The sequence below is a fragment of the Pseudomonas vancouverensis genome (assembly GCF_004348895.1).
GTDB classification, from domain to species: domain Bacteria; phylum Pseudomonadota; class Gammaproteobacteria; order Pseudomonadales; family Pseudomonadaceae; genus Aquipseudomonas; species Aquipseudomonas vancouverensis.
The window spans coordinates 496563-512370 of record NZ_RRZK01000007.1; the positions used below are offsets into that span (position 1 = coordinate 496563).

Annotated in this window: 9 protein-coding genes; 6 read left to right on the top strand and 3 right to left on the bottom strand. The window is 60.2% G+C overall.

Going from position 1 to position 15808, the window contains the following annotated elements; all coding sequences use genetic code 11:
* The first annotated feature begins 12 nt into the window (after positions 1-12).
* On the top strand, positions 13-1113 hold the full coding sequence (locus EIY72_RS06750) for a polyamine ABC transporter substrate-binding protein (protein ID WP_093228482.1): 1101 nt from the start codon (positions 13-15) through the stop codon (positions 1111-1113).
* A 151-nt stretch (positions 1114-1264) separates the two neighbouring features.
* Positions 1265-5716 (top strand): dermonecrotic toxin domain-containing protein, encoded by a 4452-nt coding sequence (locus EIY72_RS06755; protein WP_093228479.1) that lies wholly within the window; start codon positions 1265-1267, stop codon positions 5714-5716.
* Positions 5717-5728: 12 nt separating this feature from the next.
* Here the strand turns inward: EIY72_RS06755 and pdxR are convergent, their stop codons facing one another.
* Positions 5729-7282: a MocR-like pyridoxine biosynthesis transcription factor PdxR gene (pdxR, locus tag EIY72_RS06760; protein ID WP_093228476.1), complete on the bottom strand. Its 1554-nt coding sequence runs from the start codon at positions 7280-7282 to the stop codon at positions 5729-5731.
* 91 nt (positions 7283-7373) lie between these two features.
* Here pdxR and EIY72_RS06765 point away from each other — a divergent pair, with 91 nt between their 5' ends.
* From EIY72_RS06765 to EIY72_RS06780, 4 genes are all read left to right on the top strand, one after another.
* Positions 7374-8003, top strand: a complete 630-nt coding sequence (locus tag EIY72_RS06765; protein WP_093228473.1) for an FMN-binding negative transcriptional regulator — start codon at positions 7374-7376, stop codon at positions 8001-8003.
* A gap of 2 nt (positions 8004-8005) precedes the next feature.
* Positions 8006-8452, top strand: coding sequence for a GNAT family N-acetyltransferase (locus EIY72_RS06770; RefSeq protein WP_093228470.1), 447 nt, complete (start codon positions 8006-8008; stop codon positions 8450-8452).
* A 29-nt stretch (positions 8453-8481) separates the two neighbouring features.
* Positions 8482-9153, top strand: a complete 672-nt coding sequence (locus EIY72_RS06775) for a GNAT family N-acetyltransferase (protein ID WP_093228466.1) — start codon at positions 8482-8484, stop codon at positions 9151-9153.
* A gap of 185 nt (positions 9154-9338) precedes the next feature.
* Positions 9339-12296: an autotransporter outer membrane beta-barrel domain-containing protein gene (locus EIY72_RS06780; protein WP_093228463.1), complete on the top strand. Its 2958-nt coding sequence runs from the start codon at positions 9339-9341 to the stop codon at positions 12294-12296.
* A 105-nt stretch (positions 12297-12401) separates the two neighbouring features.
* On the opposite strand, the gene oadA is transcribed toward EIY72_RS06780, so the two are convergent.
* Positions 12402-14210, bottom strand: a complete 1809-nt coding sequence (gene oadA / locus EIY72_RS06785; RefSeq protein WP_093228460.1) for a sodium-extruding oxaloacetate decarboxylase subunit alpha — start codon at positions 14208-14210, stop codon at positions 12402-12404.
* An 11-nt stretch (positions 14211-14221) separates the two neighbouring features.
* Positions 14222-15637 carry an acetyl-CoA carboxylase biotin carboxylase subunit gene (locus tag EIY72_RS06790; RefSeq protein WP_093228457.1) on the bottom strand — a complete coding sequence of 472 codons (1416 nt, stop codon included), beginning with the start codon at positions 15635-15637 and terminating at the stop codon, positions 14222-14224.
* Positions 15638-15808: the final 171 nt, after the last annotated feature.

A 15808-nucleotide genomic window follows, 5' to 3' on the forward strand; every position in this document is an offset into this window, starting at 1 on the left:
GGATCCAGAACAATGAAAAGTCTCAAGCGCTTTATCGCGCCGGCACTGTGCGCGACGCTGCTGACCGGCGCCGCTCACGCTGAAGAACGCACGTTGCGCGTCTACAACTGGTTCGACTACATCACGCCCAAGGCCCTGGAAGACTTCAAGGCGCAGAACACCCAGACCAAACTGGTCTACGACATCTTCGACACTAACGAAGCGCTGGAGGCCAAGTTGCTGACCGGCAACTCCGGCTACGACGTCGTAGTGCCGTCCAACGTGTTCCTCGCCAAGCAGATCGAGGCCGGGGTGTTCCAGCCGCTGGACCGTAGCAAGCTGCCGAACTGGAATCACCTCGACCCGAAACTGATGAAGCTGATCGAGGCCAACGACCCGGGCAACAAATTTGCCGTGCCCTACATGTACGGCACCATCCTCATCGGCTTCAACCCGGACAAGGTCAAGGCCGTGCTCGGTGACAACGCCCCCGTGGACAGCTGGGACCTGATCTTCAAGGAAGAGAACATCAGCAAGCTCAAACAGTGCGGCGTCGCCCTGCTCGATTCGCCGTCGGAGATCCTGCCACTGGCCCTGCAACACCTCGGCCTGGACCCCAACAGCAAGAAGCCGGCGGACTACGACAAGGCTGAAGCGCTGCTGATGAAGATTCGGCCGTACATCACCTACTTCCATTCGTCCAAGTACATGGCCGACATCGCCAACGGTGACATCTGCGTGGCGGTCGGTTATTCCGGCAGCTTCTCGCAAGCCGCCAACCGCGCCAAGGAAGCCAAGAACGGCGTGACGGTGGACATGCGCCTGCCGAAAGAAGGCGCGCCGATCTGGTTCGACATGCTGGCGATTCCGAAGGGAGCGAAGAACACCGAAGACGCCTACACCTTCATCAACTACCTGCTGCAACCGCAGGTGATTGCACCAGTCAGTGACTTCGTCGGTTACCCGAACCCGAACAAGGACGCCACGGAAATGGTCGACCCGGCGATCCGCAACAACCCGAACCTGTACCCGACCGATGCGGCGATGAACACGCTCTACACCCTGCAACCGCTACCACGCGACGCAGAACGGGCGCGTACCCGGGCCTGGACCAAAATCAAGTCCGGGACCTGAGCAGGTCACCGCGCAAACCGCCACACAGACCCGCGTTGATGCGGGTCTTTTTTTGGAGCGATAGGTAATTACCGCCAAGGCGCTAACACTGATCACTAGCCTCATTTCTCCGGGACGATGACGCCATCGCCCCCTTCATAGGGAAATGACCATGACAAACACTGTAAAAGCCAGCGCAAAGGTCCACGAACACCATCAAGGCCCCATCATTAGCGAAGTCGCGGCAAACATGCTGCGAGAAGCCCTGAAGGAGCGCTTTTCAACTCAAGACCTCGACCCGGACCAGACCCTGATCGGTACCCCGCAATGGCAGTTGGTCGATGGCGAACCCAGCGCAGGCCCTGTCCAGTACCAAACGCTGACCCAGGCCGTGGTGAGGCAGTTTTTCACGACGACCGTTGCCAACTATCTTGAAGGCGAGCACTTCCTCACCCGCCTGCCCCTGACATCCCCTGTCGTGCACTTGAACATCAACATCGAAGACATCGCCCATCTGCTCAATGACTATGCCCCGCTTTTGTTCGTCGCATTCGGCGAGCAGCAACTGGCTTTCTGGAACGAAGAGGTACACAACGTTCGCCGCTGGCATGGGCTGTCCAACTCATTGCGCATGATGCTGGATGTGCAGCAAGTGAACGGTTGGAACAGCGATCAGTGCCGAGTAGCCCGGGCAGTATCGCTGTACCCGGACAAAACAGTGCGGCAGCTCAACGAACCCGCGATGAAGGATATTCAGGTGTGCTTGATCGATATCGATATCACCGGCACCACGGGAAACGAGCATTTGATGGTAGGGGGTGCGGCTGTCATCAATGGACGATTCGAGCAACGCGATTTGCTGATGATGTACACCGTCGAAGACGGCTATGAGTCTTTCGACACCCTCGAGAAACTCGGCGCCGTATTACCGGAACGCATCGGTGACAAGTTGGCCGGACGTGATATGCAGTGGCGTCTGTTCGAACCCGATGGAGATTTTTTCGACCACATGGCCTGGGCCCTGATCAACACCCAGATTGATACCTTAAGCACCATCACCGGCGAAAACCCGTCGGAAAAAAACGCCCGCGGCAGCCTCCCTGAAGAACCCACGCGCAGCCAACTCGATCAAGCGATCCCCGATTGGCTGACAAACGCATCGACCACCGATCTGGATATCTATAGCCAGTCCCTCAGAAACCTTGGCAAGTTGCTCCGACACGCCGACAGCGGGCTGTACAGGATCCCGTCCGTCACTGACTTTGCCCAGCAGAAGATGCGCGAAGCAATCACGGCAGACAAACCCGTCGAGTCGGTGGATCTTCCACTCGACCAGCTCGAAATCACCATCATCAACAGCTTCGAAGCGGGTGGTTTGACACTCCCCAATCCACTCGACACGCACACCGAAACCCTCGGCGAGTTCGCCTTGCAAAACGAGGCCCCCTACCGGGCCAACCTGCGCTTCAAGAATGCCCGCCAGATTCCCGACTGGCTGACACCTGAGTACCTCACGACGATGGCTGCCCAGGTCAATGTGGGCGAGGTCTATCCGAAGCTGATCAAGTCCAGACTAATCGATGACAAAAGCCAGGCGGCCCTGCAGCAAAAGGCCTACACCCAACAACTGCCGGTCCATCTACTGCTCATGGCGCTTGAACACAAGATTCGCCGCTTGGGCGGGGTAGACGAGCAAGGTTTTCATACAATTCGGCAATGGCTGGAGCCCGAGCCTGGCGAGCCGCACCCTGTCGTGATTCGCCCTCTCGTCCTCATGCATGGCACCGAGTCCGCTGGCGATACCGTTGCCAATATGTTCATCATCGGACCACGCAGTCCGGATAGTGGACCTTGTCTGCTTTATCGCCCATTGCTGGACACGCCCTTGCTGCAGTTTCCTTCAGAACCCAACCTGATTTATGCCATGCATCAACCCGGAGAGCTGAGGGACTCGATACTCGCCTGGCTGCCAGACTCCGCACTGAGCTTCAAATACGCCCAATACGCCTTTCCTGTCGGCTTCCCTTCACCATGGCTGGCCCTCCAGGTGTTGACCGAACCCTGGAGCCCGGCCACATGGGAAAATCCGCTCAAACTGTCGACGGTCGAGCTGGCCGGCGATGCGTTTTCCTTCCTGTTCAAAAGCAATGCCATGGCAATGGCCACCCTCGCAGACAGGCAATCACAGTCCAATGCCGAAAGACAATGGGCGTTGCTGCGCGACAGTGGCTGGGCGTTATTTAACGTGGCATCGAACTTCCTCAGCGGTCCCGCGGGCATTGCTGTCTGGGTCTGGCAGGCCCTCTCCGACATTCAGCAGGCAGAGGATGCCGGTACGCGTGGCGACAGGCTCAGCCAATGGTCCGCCATGGGTGACCTTTTGTTGATGCTGGGGTTGGTCGTGGCCCATCGCGCGATGTCCAAGCGCAAGACTGACACGGGCCTGGCGGAAACACCTCGCGACATCGATGCGCTCGAGCCCATGCCCCAACCTGCCACTGTCCCTGCTCCAACCGTGAAACTCATTGATACACCGATCAAGGGGCGATTGCCTGTCAGTCACTTCTCCTCCCTTGAGATCGGCGGCTCGGTTCCTCGACGCTCACCCGGGGCACTGGGCGTTTATCTGGACAGCATCAAAGTCCCCGCGCCGGACCTGGCCAGCGAGGAGGTGACCATCCTCAAGCTCGGTAATGCTCCGCTGTATCATTTGGAGAGCGACGTGTTCGCGCAAGTCGGCGAGCGCTGGTTCAAGGTTGCAGAGGACGCCGACGGTAACCTGAAGATTGCCTACCCCGACGACCCCACGCGCACAGGTCCGCTATTGATTCATAACCGGCAAGGGAGCTGGTTTCTGGACTTGCGCTTGCGGCTTCGCGGCGGCGCCGGCGGAGAAAGCCTCAAGAGCAGGTTAAAAGCCCAGCGCCAGGAAAAGGCCAACAAAAAAAAGGAACTGGAAGGACTGTTGAACGAGTTCCAAAAACTGGAAGTTGCCAAAGAGCGTGCGTTCGACATTGCTCAGGCAAAGCAGGAAAGCAACCCTGGCGAGACCGGACCCTACCTTGTCCTGCTGGATCAACAGATCAGCGACTACCAGCTGAATCTGGAGCGACTTGAACAGTGGCGCGCAATGGACGGTAGCAGCAGTAGCTACGTCTACGACATGCTACGCATGACGACACAGCTGCAAAAATACATTGCCCTGTGGTTCCTCCCTACAAAAGCCTCGTATATGGCCCTCACCGATACCCTTCTCCAGCCAGCCACCCCGCGCGCGGTCTACATTGATGCAGCCCGCAAAGCCATACAGGCAAGTGGTGAAATGATCGCCCGGTTTCAGCTATCGCAAGTAACGCGGGATCGGCTGGTCGGATTGGGCGGCCTGGGTATTCGCGAAGTTGAACAGTTCAAGAAGGTCCTGCCGAGCTTCACCGAGTGGGACTTGAAAGCCAACGAAATCGGTATGTCCCACGAACTTTGTATGAAGCCGGGAAATGATGTGGACATGGCGGCTCCTCGCGAAGCCGTCGCCAAGATCATGGTGGAAGCGGGAAAGGCCGGTCATAACATGGCGAAGCTGATGAAAGTCCAGACACCGGACCAGCCATTGGCGGTCCGTCTCGGTGCGCTGAGCACCCTGGTTGATACCTTTGCCGATGCGGACCAGCGACTTAAGGAGATACCGGGTGAATACCCTGATCAGGTTGACCCGATCGAGCTTGAGCGCGTTCGCCACCTGGTTGTCGAATTCAGGGAACTGGCTCAACACCAATTAAGCACTCTGTCACCGGAGGGTCCGGCTGCCTACTTGCCATCGGCACCCAAACCGGCAGTCGCCGGACCATCACGACTGCCGGGCAAAGTCACCAAGAACCGGCCTCGCCCCTCCGCGAATCCCAGCAACGCCCGGCCTGAAGAGCAGCCCCTCAAGGAAATCATTCCTGCAAGGTTGGCCCCGGCAGTACCACCCGCTCGTAACGATACGGAAACGGTCGGCGCCGGGCTTGAGTTGAACCTGGATGTGGACAACTTCATTGAACGAACAAAAAAAGATGCCCTTAAACCCCAGCGCATCCCGGCGGACATGCAGGACCTGTTTGACCTTCAAGCCAATCGTCTCGAGCAAATGGCTGCCAACATCGAGCAAAACATTGACCTGGACAGGTTTCCCGTCGCTACGCTTCCTGAGGAACTCCGAGGCAATGCTGTCCGACTACGCAGTGAGGGCATCAAAACCCGTACGCTGATGCTCAAGCAGCGCAAGCCTCGACAGGCGTACCTGCAATGGCTGCTCACCAACAAGCAGGTACGCATCGTCAAAAACCAGCAAGGCCGGATCAAGACCCGACAACGCAAAGACTACTTTGAGGAGTTCCGGATTCTCGATATAGCCAACCAGGACCAGCCACTGTGGCTGGCGCACTTCCACTACGACGCACTTACTGCAACGCCTGAACAATTCACAGCGGCGCACTTGAAAATTGCCGATGAGCATTTGGTGCAATTGCCGACTGAACGGCGCAAGGAATTGACCGAGCTGGTCCCCATCGATTACGTGCTGCGCGAAATCACTGACACGACGCCGTTCCTCAATCCAAAGCCTGACGGGGGTGTGCAAGCCTGACCGACGCCCCCATCAGCGTTCACACCACACCGTTTTGAGCCGCTCAAGGGCTGCCGCTATGGCCACTTCGGGCACGGCGGCAAAGCCCAGTACCAACCCCGCGCGCTGATCCTGAGGGGTTGACGAGTCCGACAGCCAATAGCTGCTCAATGCATTGATTTCCACACCGGCTTCGGCAGCCAGCCCAACCAGTTCACGTTCGCGCGCCAGGCTGTTGACCGGCACGGTCATGTGCAACCCCGCCGCGACCCCTGGCAAGCTGCCTATGCCCGGCACGTCTGTGGGCCAGCCGCTCATCAAGGCAGTGCGGCGGCTCGATGCGGCCCGGCGCATGCGCCGTATATGCCGCTGGAAATGCCCGGCCGCCATGAACTCGGCCATCACCACCTGGGTACTGACTTCCGAATGGCGCACATCCACTGCGCGACGTTGCGCGAAGGCGTCGACCAAGCCGGGTGGCAGCACCAGATAACCCAGGCGCAACGCCGGGAAAGCGACTTTGCCGAAGGTGCCGACGTACAGCACTCGCCCATGCCGATCCAATGCAGCCAACGGCGCCAGCGGCGCCCCGCTGTAGCGATACTCACCGTCGTAATCGTCCTCGACAATCCAGCCCCCGGTTCGCTCGGCCCAGGCCAGCAATTCCAGACGCCGGGCCAGGCTCATCACCACGCCAGTCGGGTACTGATGCGAAGGCGTCACGTAGGCCAACCGGCAATCGCCAAGCGCCGCCAACGCACTGCAATCGATGCCTTCGCTGTCGACCGCCACGCCACGCAATCGCCCTCCGGCCACAGCGAATGCATGACCGGCCGCCCGATACCCCGGATTCTCGATCGCCACACCGTCCCCCGGTTCCACCAGCAACTGTGCACAAAGGCTGATTCCCTGTTGCGCGCCACTGGTGATCACAATTTGCTCAGCCGTGCACTGCATACCCCGGGAACTGCGCAAATAGGCGGCGATCATCCCCCGCAGCCGCGAATCCCCCGCCGGGTCGCCATAACACAGCTGCTGCAGGTCCGGTTTGCGCCAGAAAGCCGCATTCAGCTTGGCCCAGACCTCGAAAGGAAACAGATCGAACGCCGGAACACCGACCCGAAATGCCCGCGGCGGCCCGCTCGGCGGAAGCGCCAGGTGGTTGTTTTTGACCCGCTCCAGGGAGTCGCTGTGGATAACTTTGCTGGATGAATTAACAGGTAAATCAAGCCAATTTGTGGATAAGGCTGTGGGTAAGCCTGTTGAAAACCCTGTGGATACTTTTGTGGATAGTTTTTTGCCCGGCAGCGCTGCCTGAGGCAGTTGAGCGACGTAAGTGCCATCGCCGACCCTTCCCTCGATGAAGCCTTCGGCGTAAAGCTGGTCGTAGGCGCGCACCACACTGTTACGGGAAATGGCCAAGGCGGCCGCCAGGTCGCGACTGGCCGGCAACCGCGTACCGCCAGCCAGTCGGCCATCGAGCACCCGCAGGCGCAAGGCCTGGTACAGCTGACGGCTCAAGCCCTGGCGACGATCAAGTTCGATACCGGCCGGGTTGAAGGACAGGGAAATCGGCGAATCCGTCATGGCAATGGACCTATGAAATTGGTCTTTAATGGCTCTTACAACAGACCAATAGCCTGCCTAGGATGGAGGCATTCGCCAAGGAATAATTTCCATGTATCTACCCAAAGCCTTTGCCATCGACGACTTGTCCCAACTGCACGAACTGATCCTCGCCACGCGCCTGGCGATTGTGGTCACCCATGGCGAGCACGGTTTGCAGGCCAGCCACGTACCGGTATTGCTGCATCGCGAACAAGGTCCGAACGGCACGCTGTACGGGCATCTGGCCAAGGCCAACCCACAATGGAAAGACCTGCGCGACGGCGCCGAAGCCCTGGTGATTTTTCCCGGGGCCGATGCCTACGTCAGCCCGGGCTTTTATCCGAGCAAGGCCGAGCACGGCAAAGTCGTGCCGACCTGGAACTACGTCGCCGTGCATGCCTACGGCAACGCCGAAACCTTCAGCGACGGCGGACGCCTGCTGGATATTGTCAGCACCCTCACCAATCGCCATGAGGCCGGCCGTGCGCAACCCTGGTCCGTCGACGATGCACCGGCCGACTACATCGACGGGATGCTCAAGGCCATCGTCGGCTTCGCCATTCCGATCGACCGGCTGGAAGGCAAGCGCAAGCTCAGCCAGAACCGCAGCACCGCAGACATCGCCGGCGTACGCGAAGGACTCAGCGCCAGTCCTGACCTATACGACCAGGCCCTCGCCCACTTGATGCCCAAGGAATGAACATGACTCAGATCGAAATCCGCCAGGTCAGCGCCGACGACTACGCCGCCTGGCTGCCACTGTGGCAGGCGTACCTGAGCTTCTACAAAACCGAGCTGCCGGAGGCCGTCACGCAAAGCTCCTGGCAGCGCATGCTCGACCCGAACGAACCGACCCACGCGGCTCTCGCCTGGACCGATGGCAAGGCGGTAGGCATGGTGCACTTCATCTACCACCGTTCGAACTGGGCCATCGAAAACTCCTGCTACCTGCAAGACCTGCTGGTGGCACCGCAAACCCGTGGCACCGGCGTCGGCCGCAAGCTGATCGAGTTCGTCTACGCCACCGCCAAGGCCGACGGCTGCAACAAAGTGCATTGGCTGACCCACGAAACCAATGCCACTGCGATCCAGCTCTACGAGCGCATCGCCGAACGTCCCGGTTTCATTCAGTTTCGCAAAGCCATTTAAGGCCCCATTCAAGGTAAACGGAGAACAACATGTCGACTTCACTCGCCGACTGGAAAGGCGCCCCGGCCCCCACCACGCAACTGATCGAAGGGCGTTACATTCGCCTGGAAAAACTCGACCCGGCGCGTCACGGCGACGATTTGTTCAAGGCACTGCAAGGCCCGGGCGCCGACCCGAAGCTTTGGGACTACCTGCCTTACGGCCCCTTCCCCGAGCGCAGCGCATTCAATGACTGGCTGAACAATCACGCGGCCCACAGCGACCCGTACTTCTTCAGTGTGATTGACCGCGCCAGCGGTGAAGTGCAAGGCATCCTCAGCCTGATGTCCATCGTTCCGGCCCAGGGCCGCATCGAAATCGGTCACGTCACCTTCGGCGCCCCGATGCAGCGCACACCGAAAAGTACCGAGGCCGTCTACCTGCTGGCCAAGGAATCCTTCGCCCTGGGTTACCGTCGTCTGGAGTGGAAGTGCAACAACGGCAACGCCCGCTCCAAATACGCCGCCGAACGCCTGGGCTTCAGTTTCGAAGGCGTGTTCCGCCAGCACATGGTGGTCAAGGGCCAGAACCGCGATACCGCGTGGTACTCGATTGTGGATTCGGAATGGCCGGCAATTGGCGCAGGGTTTGAACGCTGGTTGAGTGAGGAAAACCAATCGGAATCGGGGCAGGTGAAAGGGTTGGTTGAGTGCCGTAACTAACGGCCCGGCAGGCAAACAGATCGTCTGAAGATTCGACCCGAATTCAGGCGATCCTTTGATCCACATGCAGCTAAGGAATCATTTCGCAATATCTTCAAGAAAATGTCCGCACTGCCAATACATCAATTTGTAAAAACTCCTCGCTATACAAGACGCCCCGCTTATAACGAAACGGACGTCTTCCCATGCCCTTGCCGCCGCAGCGTCTCGCCCTGACCATTGCCCTGCTGATCAGCGCCACCAGCACGCAAGCCAAGAACGTAAACATCGACACCGCCACCACCACCGCGCAAACCCTCGGCGGCAGCGACACCCTGACGATATCCGCCCCCGGCAGCATCACCAATGCGGGGAAAACCGTCAGCCTCAAGGACAGCACCAGCGGCGCTGGCGTGATCATCGATAACGCCGGGCAGATCATTTCCACCGGCGGCCGGGCCATCGACAGCAGTGGCGACCTGACGCAGGCGCGCAACTACAGCATTTACAACCGCGCCGGTGGCCAGATTCTCGGTTTCAACGACGCGTTGCGCATCGACAGCAATTTCGTCAGCGGCAGTCTGTTGATCGACAACAGCGGGATCATTCGCTCGACCACCGGCCAAGGCCTGGACCTTGATGCACTGCGCAGCAACGGGGTGACGACCACCATCATCAACCGCGCCGGCGCACTGATTCGCGGTGACGCCAGCGACGGCATGAAGACCGGCGCCAATGCCACGATCACCAACTACGGCGAGATCTCTACCGGCGACTCACATAACGCCGACGAGAAGTTCGATGGCATCGATATCGATAGTGCCACCGGCGTCACGGTGACCAACTACGGCACCATCTCCGGCGGTCGTCACGGCATCACCACTGACCTCGGGGCGACGCTGGTCAACTATGGGCAGATTACCGGGCGCAATGGCTCCGGTTTTGGCTCCGATGGTGACGGCACGGTGATCAACCACGGCACCATCACCGGCGCGTATTCCGGCCTGCAAGCCAACGGTGACGGCGATGGTGTCGACATCGACAAGATCGCCCACATTGAAAACTACGGCACCATTCAGGGTGTCGGCGCCGGTGGCGTGGACAAGGGTGGTTTCGCCAACGGCAGTGAAGGCATCGCCCTGGGCGGCGGTTACATTTTGAACGCCAAGGGCGCGCTGATCAGCGGTGCCGACAGTGCGATTCTGGTGGACGACGGCAGCGGCGGCTCCGGCGTGGCAGCGACCACTCTGGAAAACTACGGCACGATTCAGGGCCTCAATGGTTTCGGCGTGAAACTGGTGGGCGAGTTCGCCGACACCGTCATCAACGGCGGCACCATCAGTGGCAGCAACGGTTTGGCCCTCGACTTGGGCGGCGGCAACGACAACCTGACCTTGCGCAGCGGCAGCCGTTTTATCGGCCTGGTCGACGGCGGCAGCGGTTACGACCGTATAGTGATGGACGATGCCGCAGGCGGCAGCTTTGGCGACAGCCGCAATTTCGAATTTCTCGAGGTCAGGCAAGGCGCCTGGACGCTGACCGGCAACGGCGATTTCAGCGACGGTGGTGCGGTACGCAATGGCGCACGCCTGATCAACCAGGGTGGCATCGCCGGCAGCATGACCGTGGATGCCGGTGGCGTGTATGCCGGCGGCGGTTCGGTGGGCAATCTGCAGGTCGACGGTACATTGCAGACCAACACTCAACTCGGCACGGCGAAGATCAGCCACGATCTGACTTTCGGCAGCGGCGGCACGCTGGCTTACGGTGTCAACGCCGATGGCAGCAGCGCCCCGGTAATCGTCGGTGGCACGGCCAATCTGAACGGCGCCACCCTCGCAGTGAACCCCGGCAGTGGCACTTATCCCTGGCAAAGTCGCTACACCGTACTGCAAGCGGCAAGCATCAACGGCACCTTCGGCAACGTCACCAGCGACTACGCATTCCTCACGCCAACCCTGGCGTACACACCGACCGCAGTCGACCTGACGTACACGCGCAACGACGTAGCGTTCAACGAAATGGCCCTGACCGGTAACGGGGGCAACGCCGCCAACAGCCTGGCCTCTCTGGGCAAGAACAACGTGTTGTACAACGCCTTGCTCAACACCAGTACCACCAGTGCGGGCGCGGCCATCGAGCAATTGGCCGGGGCCAGCAACGCCAACCTGACCAGCGCAACGCTCGGCGCCAGCAGCCAGGTCGGCAGCAGCATGCTCTCGACCATGCGGCAGATGGGCGGTAGCTCGGGGCTGATGGTCGGTCTGGAGCAAAAGGACACGCCGGTGCTCGCCGCCAATGGGGTGCCAACCGAAGCGCGCAACCTGAACGACCCGAATGCGCAGGGTCGTCTCTGGCTGCAAGCCATCGGCGGCTACGGCAAGCTCGATGGCGAACACGGCAACAGCAGCCTTGAACAACGCACCAAGGGCAGCGTGATCGGCGCCGATTGGGCGCTCAATCCACAATGGCGCCTGGGTGTATTGGGCGGCTATTCCAAAACCGATCTGGATGCCACGGGCAGCGATGGCAACGTCGAGAGCTGGCACGCCGGGGTGTATGCCGTGCATCAGAACGGTCCGATGGCCTTGCGTTTGGGTGCGGCCTACAGTGGCCATCAAGGGGACAGCAAACGCACGGTGGCCTTCGATGGCTTCAACGACCGCCTCAAGGGCGACTACGACGCCGACAGCCAGCAAGCCTTCGCGGAACTGGGCTACGCACTGGGCAATGGCCGGCTCAGCACCGAGCCTTTCGCCAGCCTCGGCTATCAGCGCTATCACCGCGACAGCTACCAGGAAAAAGGCGGCCCCGCCGCGCTGCAAGTCGATGCGCAGACCCAGGACAACTTCAACAGCACCCTCGGCGTACGCCTGGCCTACCTCGGCACCCTGGACAACGGCATGAGCCTGACGCCGCGCGTGACCACCGGCTGGAAACACACCTATGGCGATGTCAGCAACTCTACACGCCAGGCTTTTGTGGTCGGCGGAACGGCGTTCAGTGTCGACGGCAGCTCCCTGGATCGGGACAGCCTGGTGCTGGAAGCGGGCGTTGACCTGGGCATTTCCGCTCGCCACACGATAGGCGTCGGCTACAGCGGCGAAATCGGCAACAACAGCCGCAACCACGGATTGATCGGGCAGTGGCAGATGGCGTTCTAACTACAACAGTGTTCAGCCACCTGTCAGTGGGCGAATAAGCCAGGCAAAAAAAAGGGGAGCACATGCCCCCCCGAGGTATAAAGCGTTGTTATCGAGGCTGTTAACTCAGCCTTCGATTTCGATCAGGATTTCGCCCGGGTTGACCCGGTCGCCCTTGGCGACGTGAATGGCAGTGACCTTGCCGGCGATGGCCGCCTGGACTTCGGTTTCCATCTTCATCGCTTCGGTGATCAGGACAGCCTGGCCCGCCTTGACGGTGTCACCCTCCTTGACCAGCACATCGACAATGTTGCCCGGCATGGTGGTGCTGACGTGGCCCGGTGCGCTGGCTTGCTTGCGCTTGCTGCTGCCACCGCCGACGAACTCGTTGAGCGGTTCGAACACCACTTCTTCCGGCATGCCGTCGATGGACAGGTAGAAGTGACGCTTGCCTTCAGACTTCACACCGACACCGGTAATGTCGACGCGATAGGTTTCGCCGTGAACGTCGATGACGAACTCGGTCGGCACGCCTTCGCCACCGGCCGAAGCGACCTTGCCCGCTTCCGGAATCGGCAGCAGTACTTCAGGGGTCAGGGTGCCGGCGGCACGCTCTTCGAGGAACTTGCGCCCGATGTCCGGGAACATGGCGAAGGTCAGCACGTCTTCTTCGGACTTGGCCAGAGCACCGATATCGGCACGCAGCTTGGCCATTTCCGGCTTGAGCAGGTCGGCCGGACGCACGTCGATCACTTCTTCACTGCCGATGGCCTGACGACGCAGTTGCTCGTTCACGGTGCCCGGCGCCTTGCCGTAGCCGCCCTGCAAGTACAGCTTCACTTCGTTGGTGATGGTCTTGTAGCGTTCGCCGGCCAGTACGTTGAAGAACGCCTGGGTACCGACGATCTGCGAGGTCGGGGTTACCAGCGGCGGGAAGCCAAGGTCTTCGCGAACCCGCGGGATTTCGGCCAGCACTTCACTCATGCGGTTCAGTGCGCCCTGCTCTTTCAACTGGTTGGCCAGGTTGGAAATCATCCCGCCCGGTACCTGGTTGACTTGCACACGGGTGTCGACCGCGGTGAATTCGCTTTCGAACTGGTGGTATTTCTTGCGCACGGCGTAGAAGTACAGGCCGATCTCCTGCAGCAGCTCCAGGTTCAGGCCGGTGTCGAACTCGGTGCCTTTGAGGGCAGCGACCATCGACTCGGTGCCCGGGTGGCTGGTGCCCGATGCGAAGCTGGAGATCGCGGTATCGATGTGATCAGCACCATTTTCGATGGCCTTGAGTTGGCACATCGCGGCCAGGCCAGCGGTGTCGTGGGAGTGGATGAACACCGGCAGCGACTGCTCGGCCTTCAGTGCGCGAACCAGTTCACCTGTAGCGTACGGGGTCAGCAGACCGGCCATGTCCTTGATCGCCACCGAGTCGCAACCCATGGCTTCCATCTGCTTGGCCTGGGTGACGAACGCATCGATGGTGTGCACCGGGCTGGTGGTGTAGGCGATAGTGCCCTGGGCATGCTTGCCCGCCGCCTTCACTGCTTCAATGGCCACGCGCAGGTTACGCACGTCGTTCATGGCGTCGAAGATACGGAACACGTCGATGCCGTTAACCGCTGCCTTGGCGACGAAGGCTTTGACCACGTCGTCGCTGTAGTGGCGGTAGCCCAGCAGGTTCTGGCCACGCAGCAGCATTTGCAGGCGGGTGTTAGGCAGTGCCGCGCGCAGTTGGCGCAAACGCTCCCACGGGTCTTCTTTCAGAAAACGGACGCAGGCGTCGAATGTCGCGCCGCCCCAGCACTCCAGCGACCAGTAGCCAACCTTGTCGAGCTTGTCGCAGATCGGCAGCATGTCTTCGGTGCGCATGCGGGTCGCGAGCAGCGATTGGTGGGCGTCGCGCAGGATGGTGTCGGTTACATGAATCTTCTTGCTCATTGTTCTATTCCTCACAGGCCTGCGTGGGCGGCGATGGCGGCGGCGATGGCCAGGGCCAGCTCTTCGGGTTTGCGCTTGATCGAGTAGTTGGTCAGTTCAGGGTGGCTTTCAACGAAGCTGGTGTTGAACTGGCCGCTACGGAATTCCGGGTTACGCAGGATTTCCTGGTAGTACGCGGCGGTGGTCTTGACCCCTTGCAGACGCATGTCGTCGAGGGCGCGCAAGCCACGGTCCATCGCCTCTTCCCAGGTCAGCGCCCACACCACCAGTTTCAGGCACATGGAGTCGTAGAACGGCGGGATGGTGTAACCGGTGTAGATCGCCGTATCGGTCCGCACGCCGGGGCCACCCGGAGCGTAGTAACGAGTGATCTTGCCGAAGCTCGGCAGGAAGTTGTTCTTCGGGTCTTCGGCGTTGATCCGAAATTGCAGGGCGAAACCACGGTGGTGGATGTCTTCCTGTTTCACCGAAAGCGGCAGGCCGGAGGCGATACGGATCTGCTCGCGAACGATGTCGATGCCGGTGATTTCTTCGGTGATGGTGTGTTCCACCTGCACCCGGGTGTTCATCTCCATGAAGTACACCTCGCCCTCGGCGAGCAGGAACTCCACGGTGCCGGCGTTCTCGTAACCCACCGCCTTGGCCGCACGCACGGACAGGTCGCCGATATAGGCGCGCTGTTCCGGGGTCAGTTGCGGGCTTGGGGCGATTTCGATCAGCTTCTGGTTGCGGCGCTGGATCGAGCAGTCGCGCTCGAACAGGTGCACCACGTTGCCAAAGCTGTCGCCGAGAATCTGCGCTTCGATGTGCTTGGGGTTAACGATGCATTTTTCCAGAAACACTTCCGCCGAACCGAACGCCTTGGTGGCTTCGGAAATCACCCGAGGGAAATTCTGTTCCAGCTCTTCGCGACTGTTGCAGCGACGAATGCCGCGACCGCCACCACCGGAGGTGGCCTTGAGCATCACCGGATAACCGATGCGGTCACCCTCGGCCAGGGCCTCTTCGATGCCGGAGACGTTGCCTTCGGTGCCGGGGGTGACCGGTACGCCCGCCTTGATCATGCTGCGGCGCGCTTCGGTCTTGTCGCCCATGCGGCGAATGACTTCGGCCGCCGGGCCAATGAATTTGATGCCGCGTTCGGCGCAGATGTCTGCCAGCTCGGCGTTTTCCGACAGGAAGCCATAGCCGGGGTGCAATGCATCACAACCGGTTTCCACCGCCAGGTTCACCAGCTTGCGCGGGTTCAGGTAACCGGCCAGAGGCTCGGCACCAATGCTGTGGGCTTCATCCGCACGTTTGACATGCAAGGCATGACGGTCGGCGTCGGAGTAGATCGCGACCGAGCGAATGCCCATTTCGGCACAGGCACGTACGATGCGTACGGCAATCTCACCACGGTTGGCGATCAGGATCTTTGTTATCACTTGGAGTTTCCCTTGAGCCGGTAGTACCCACGACCTGCTAGACCCAGGTCGACGCGTGACCAAATGTTTCAATCTGGTCGCAGGGCCACACTAGCGCTCACAAGGGATTAACAAAAATGAATAAAAATTGGGTCGTGCATAAGTAAAGACTTATAGTTGATGCACAAGCCA

Excerpts from the sequence above, each read along its gene's own strand:
- EIY72_RS06750 (WP_093228482.1), top strand. The coding sequence starts at position 13 with ATGAAAAGTCTCAAGCGCTTTATCGCGCCGGCACTGTGCGCGACGCTG.
- EIY72_RS06755 (WP_093228479.1), top strand. The coding sequence starts at position 1,265 with ATGACAAACACTGTAAAAGCCAGCGCAAAGGTCCACGAACACCATCAA.
- pdxR (WP_093228476.1), bottom strand. The coding sequence starts at position 7,282 with ATGACGGATTCGCCGATTTCCCTGTCCTTCAACCCGGCCGGTATCGAA.
- EIY72_RS06765 (WP_093228473.1), top strand. The coding sequence starts at position 7,374 with ATGTATCTACCCAAAGCCTTTGCCATCGACGACTTGTCCCAACTGCAC.
- EIY72_RS06770 (WP_093228470.1), top strand. The coding sequence starts at position 8,006 with ATGACTCAGATCGAAATCCGCCAGGTCAGCGCCGACGACTACGCCGCC.
- EIY72_RS06775 (WP_093228466.1), top strand. The coding sequence starts at position 8,482 with ATGTCGACTTCACTCGCCGACTGGAAAGGCGCCCCGGCCCCCACCACG.
- EIY72_RS06780 (WP_093228463.1), top strand. The coding sequence starts at position 9,339 with ATGCCCTTGCCGCCGCAGCGTCTCGCCCTGACCATTGCCCTGCTGATC.
- oadA (WP_093228460.1), bottom strand. The coding sequence starts at position 14,210 with ATGAGCAAGAAGATTCATGTAACCGACACCATCCTGCGCGACGCCCAC.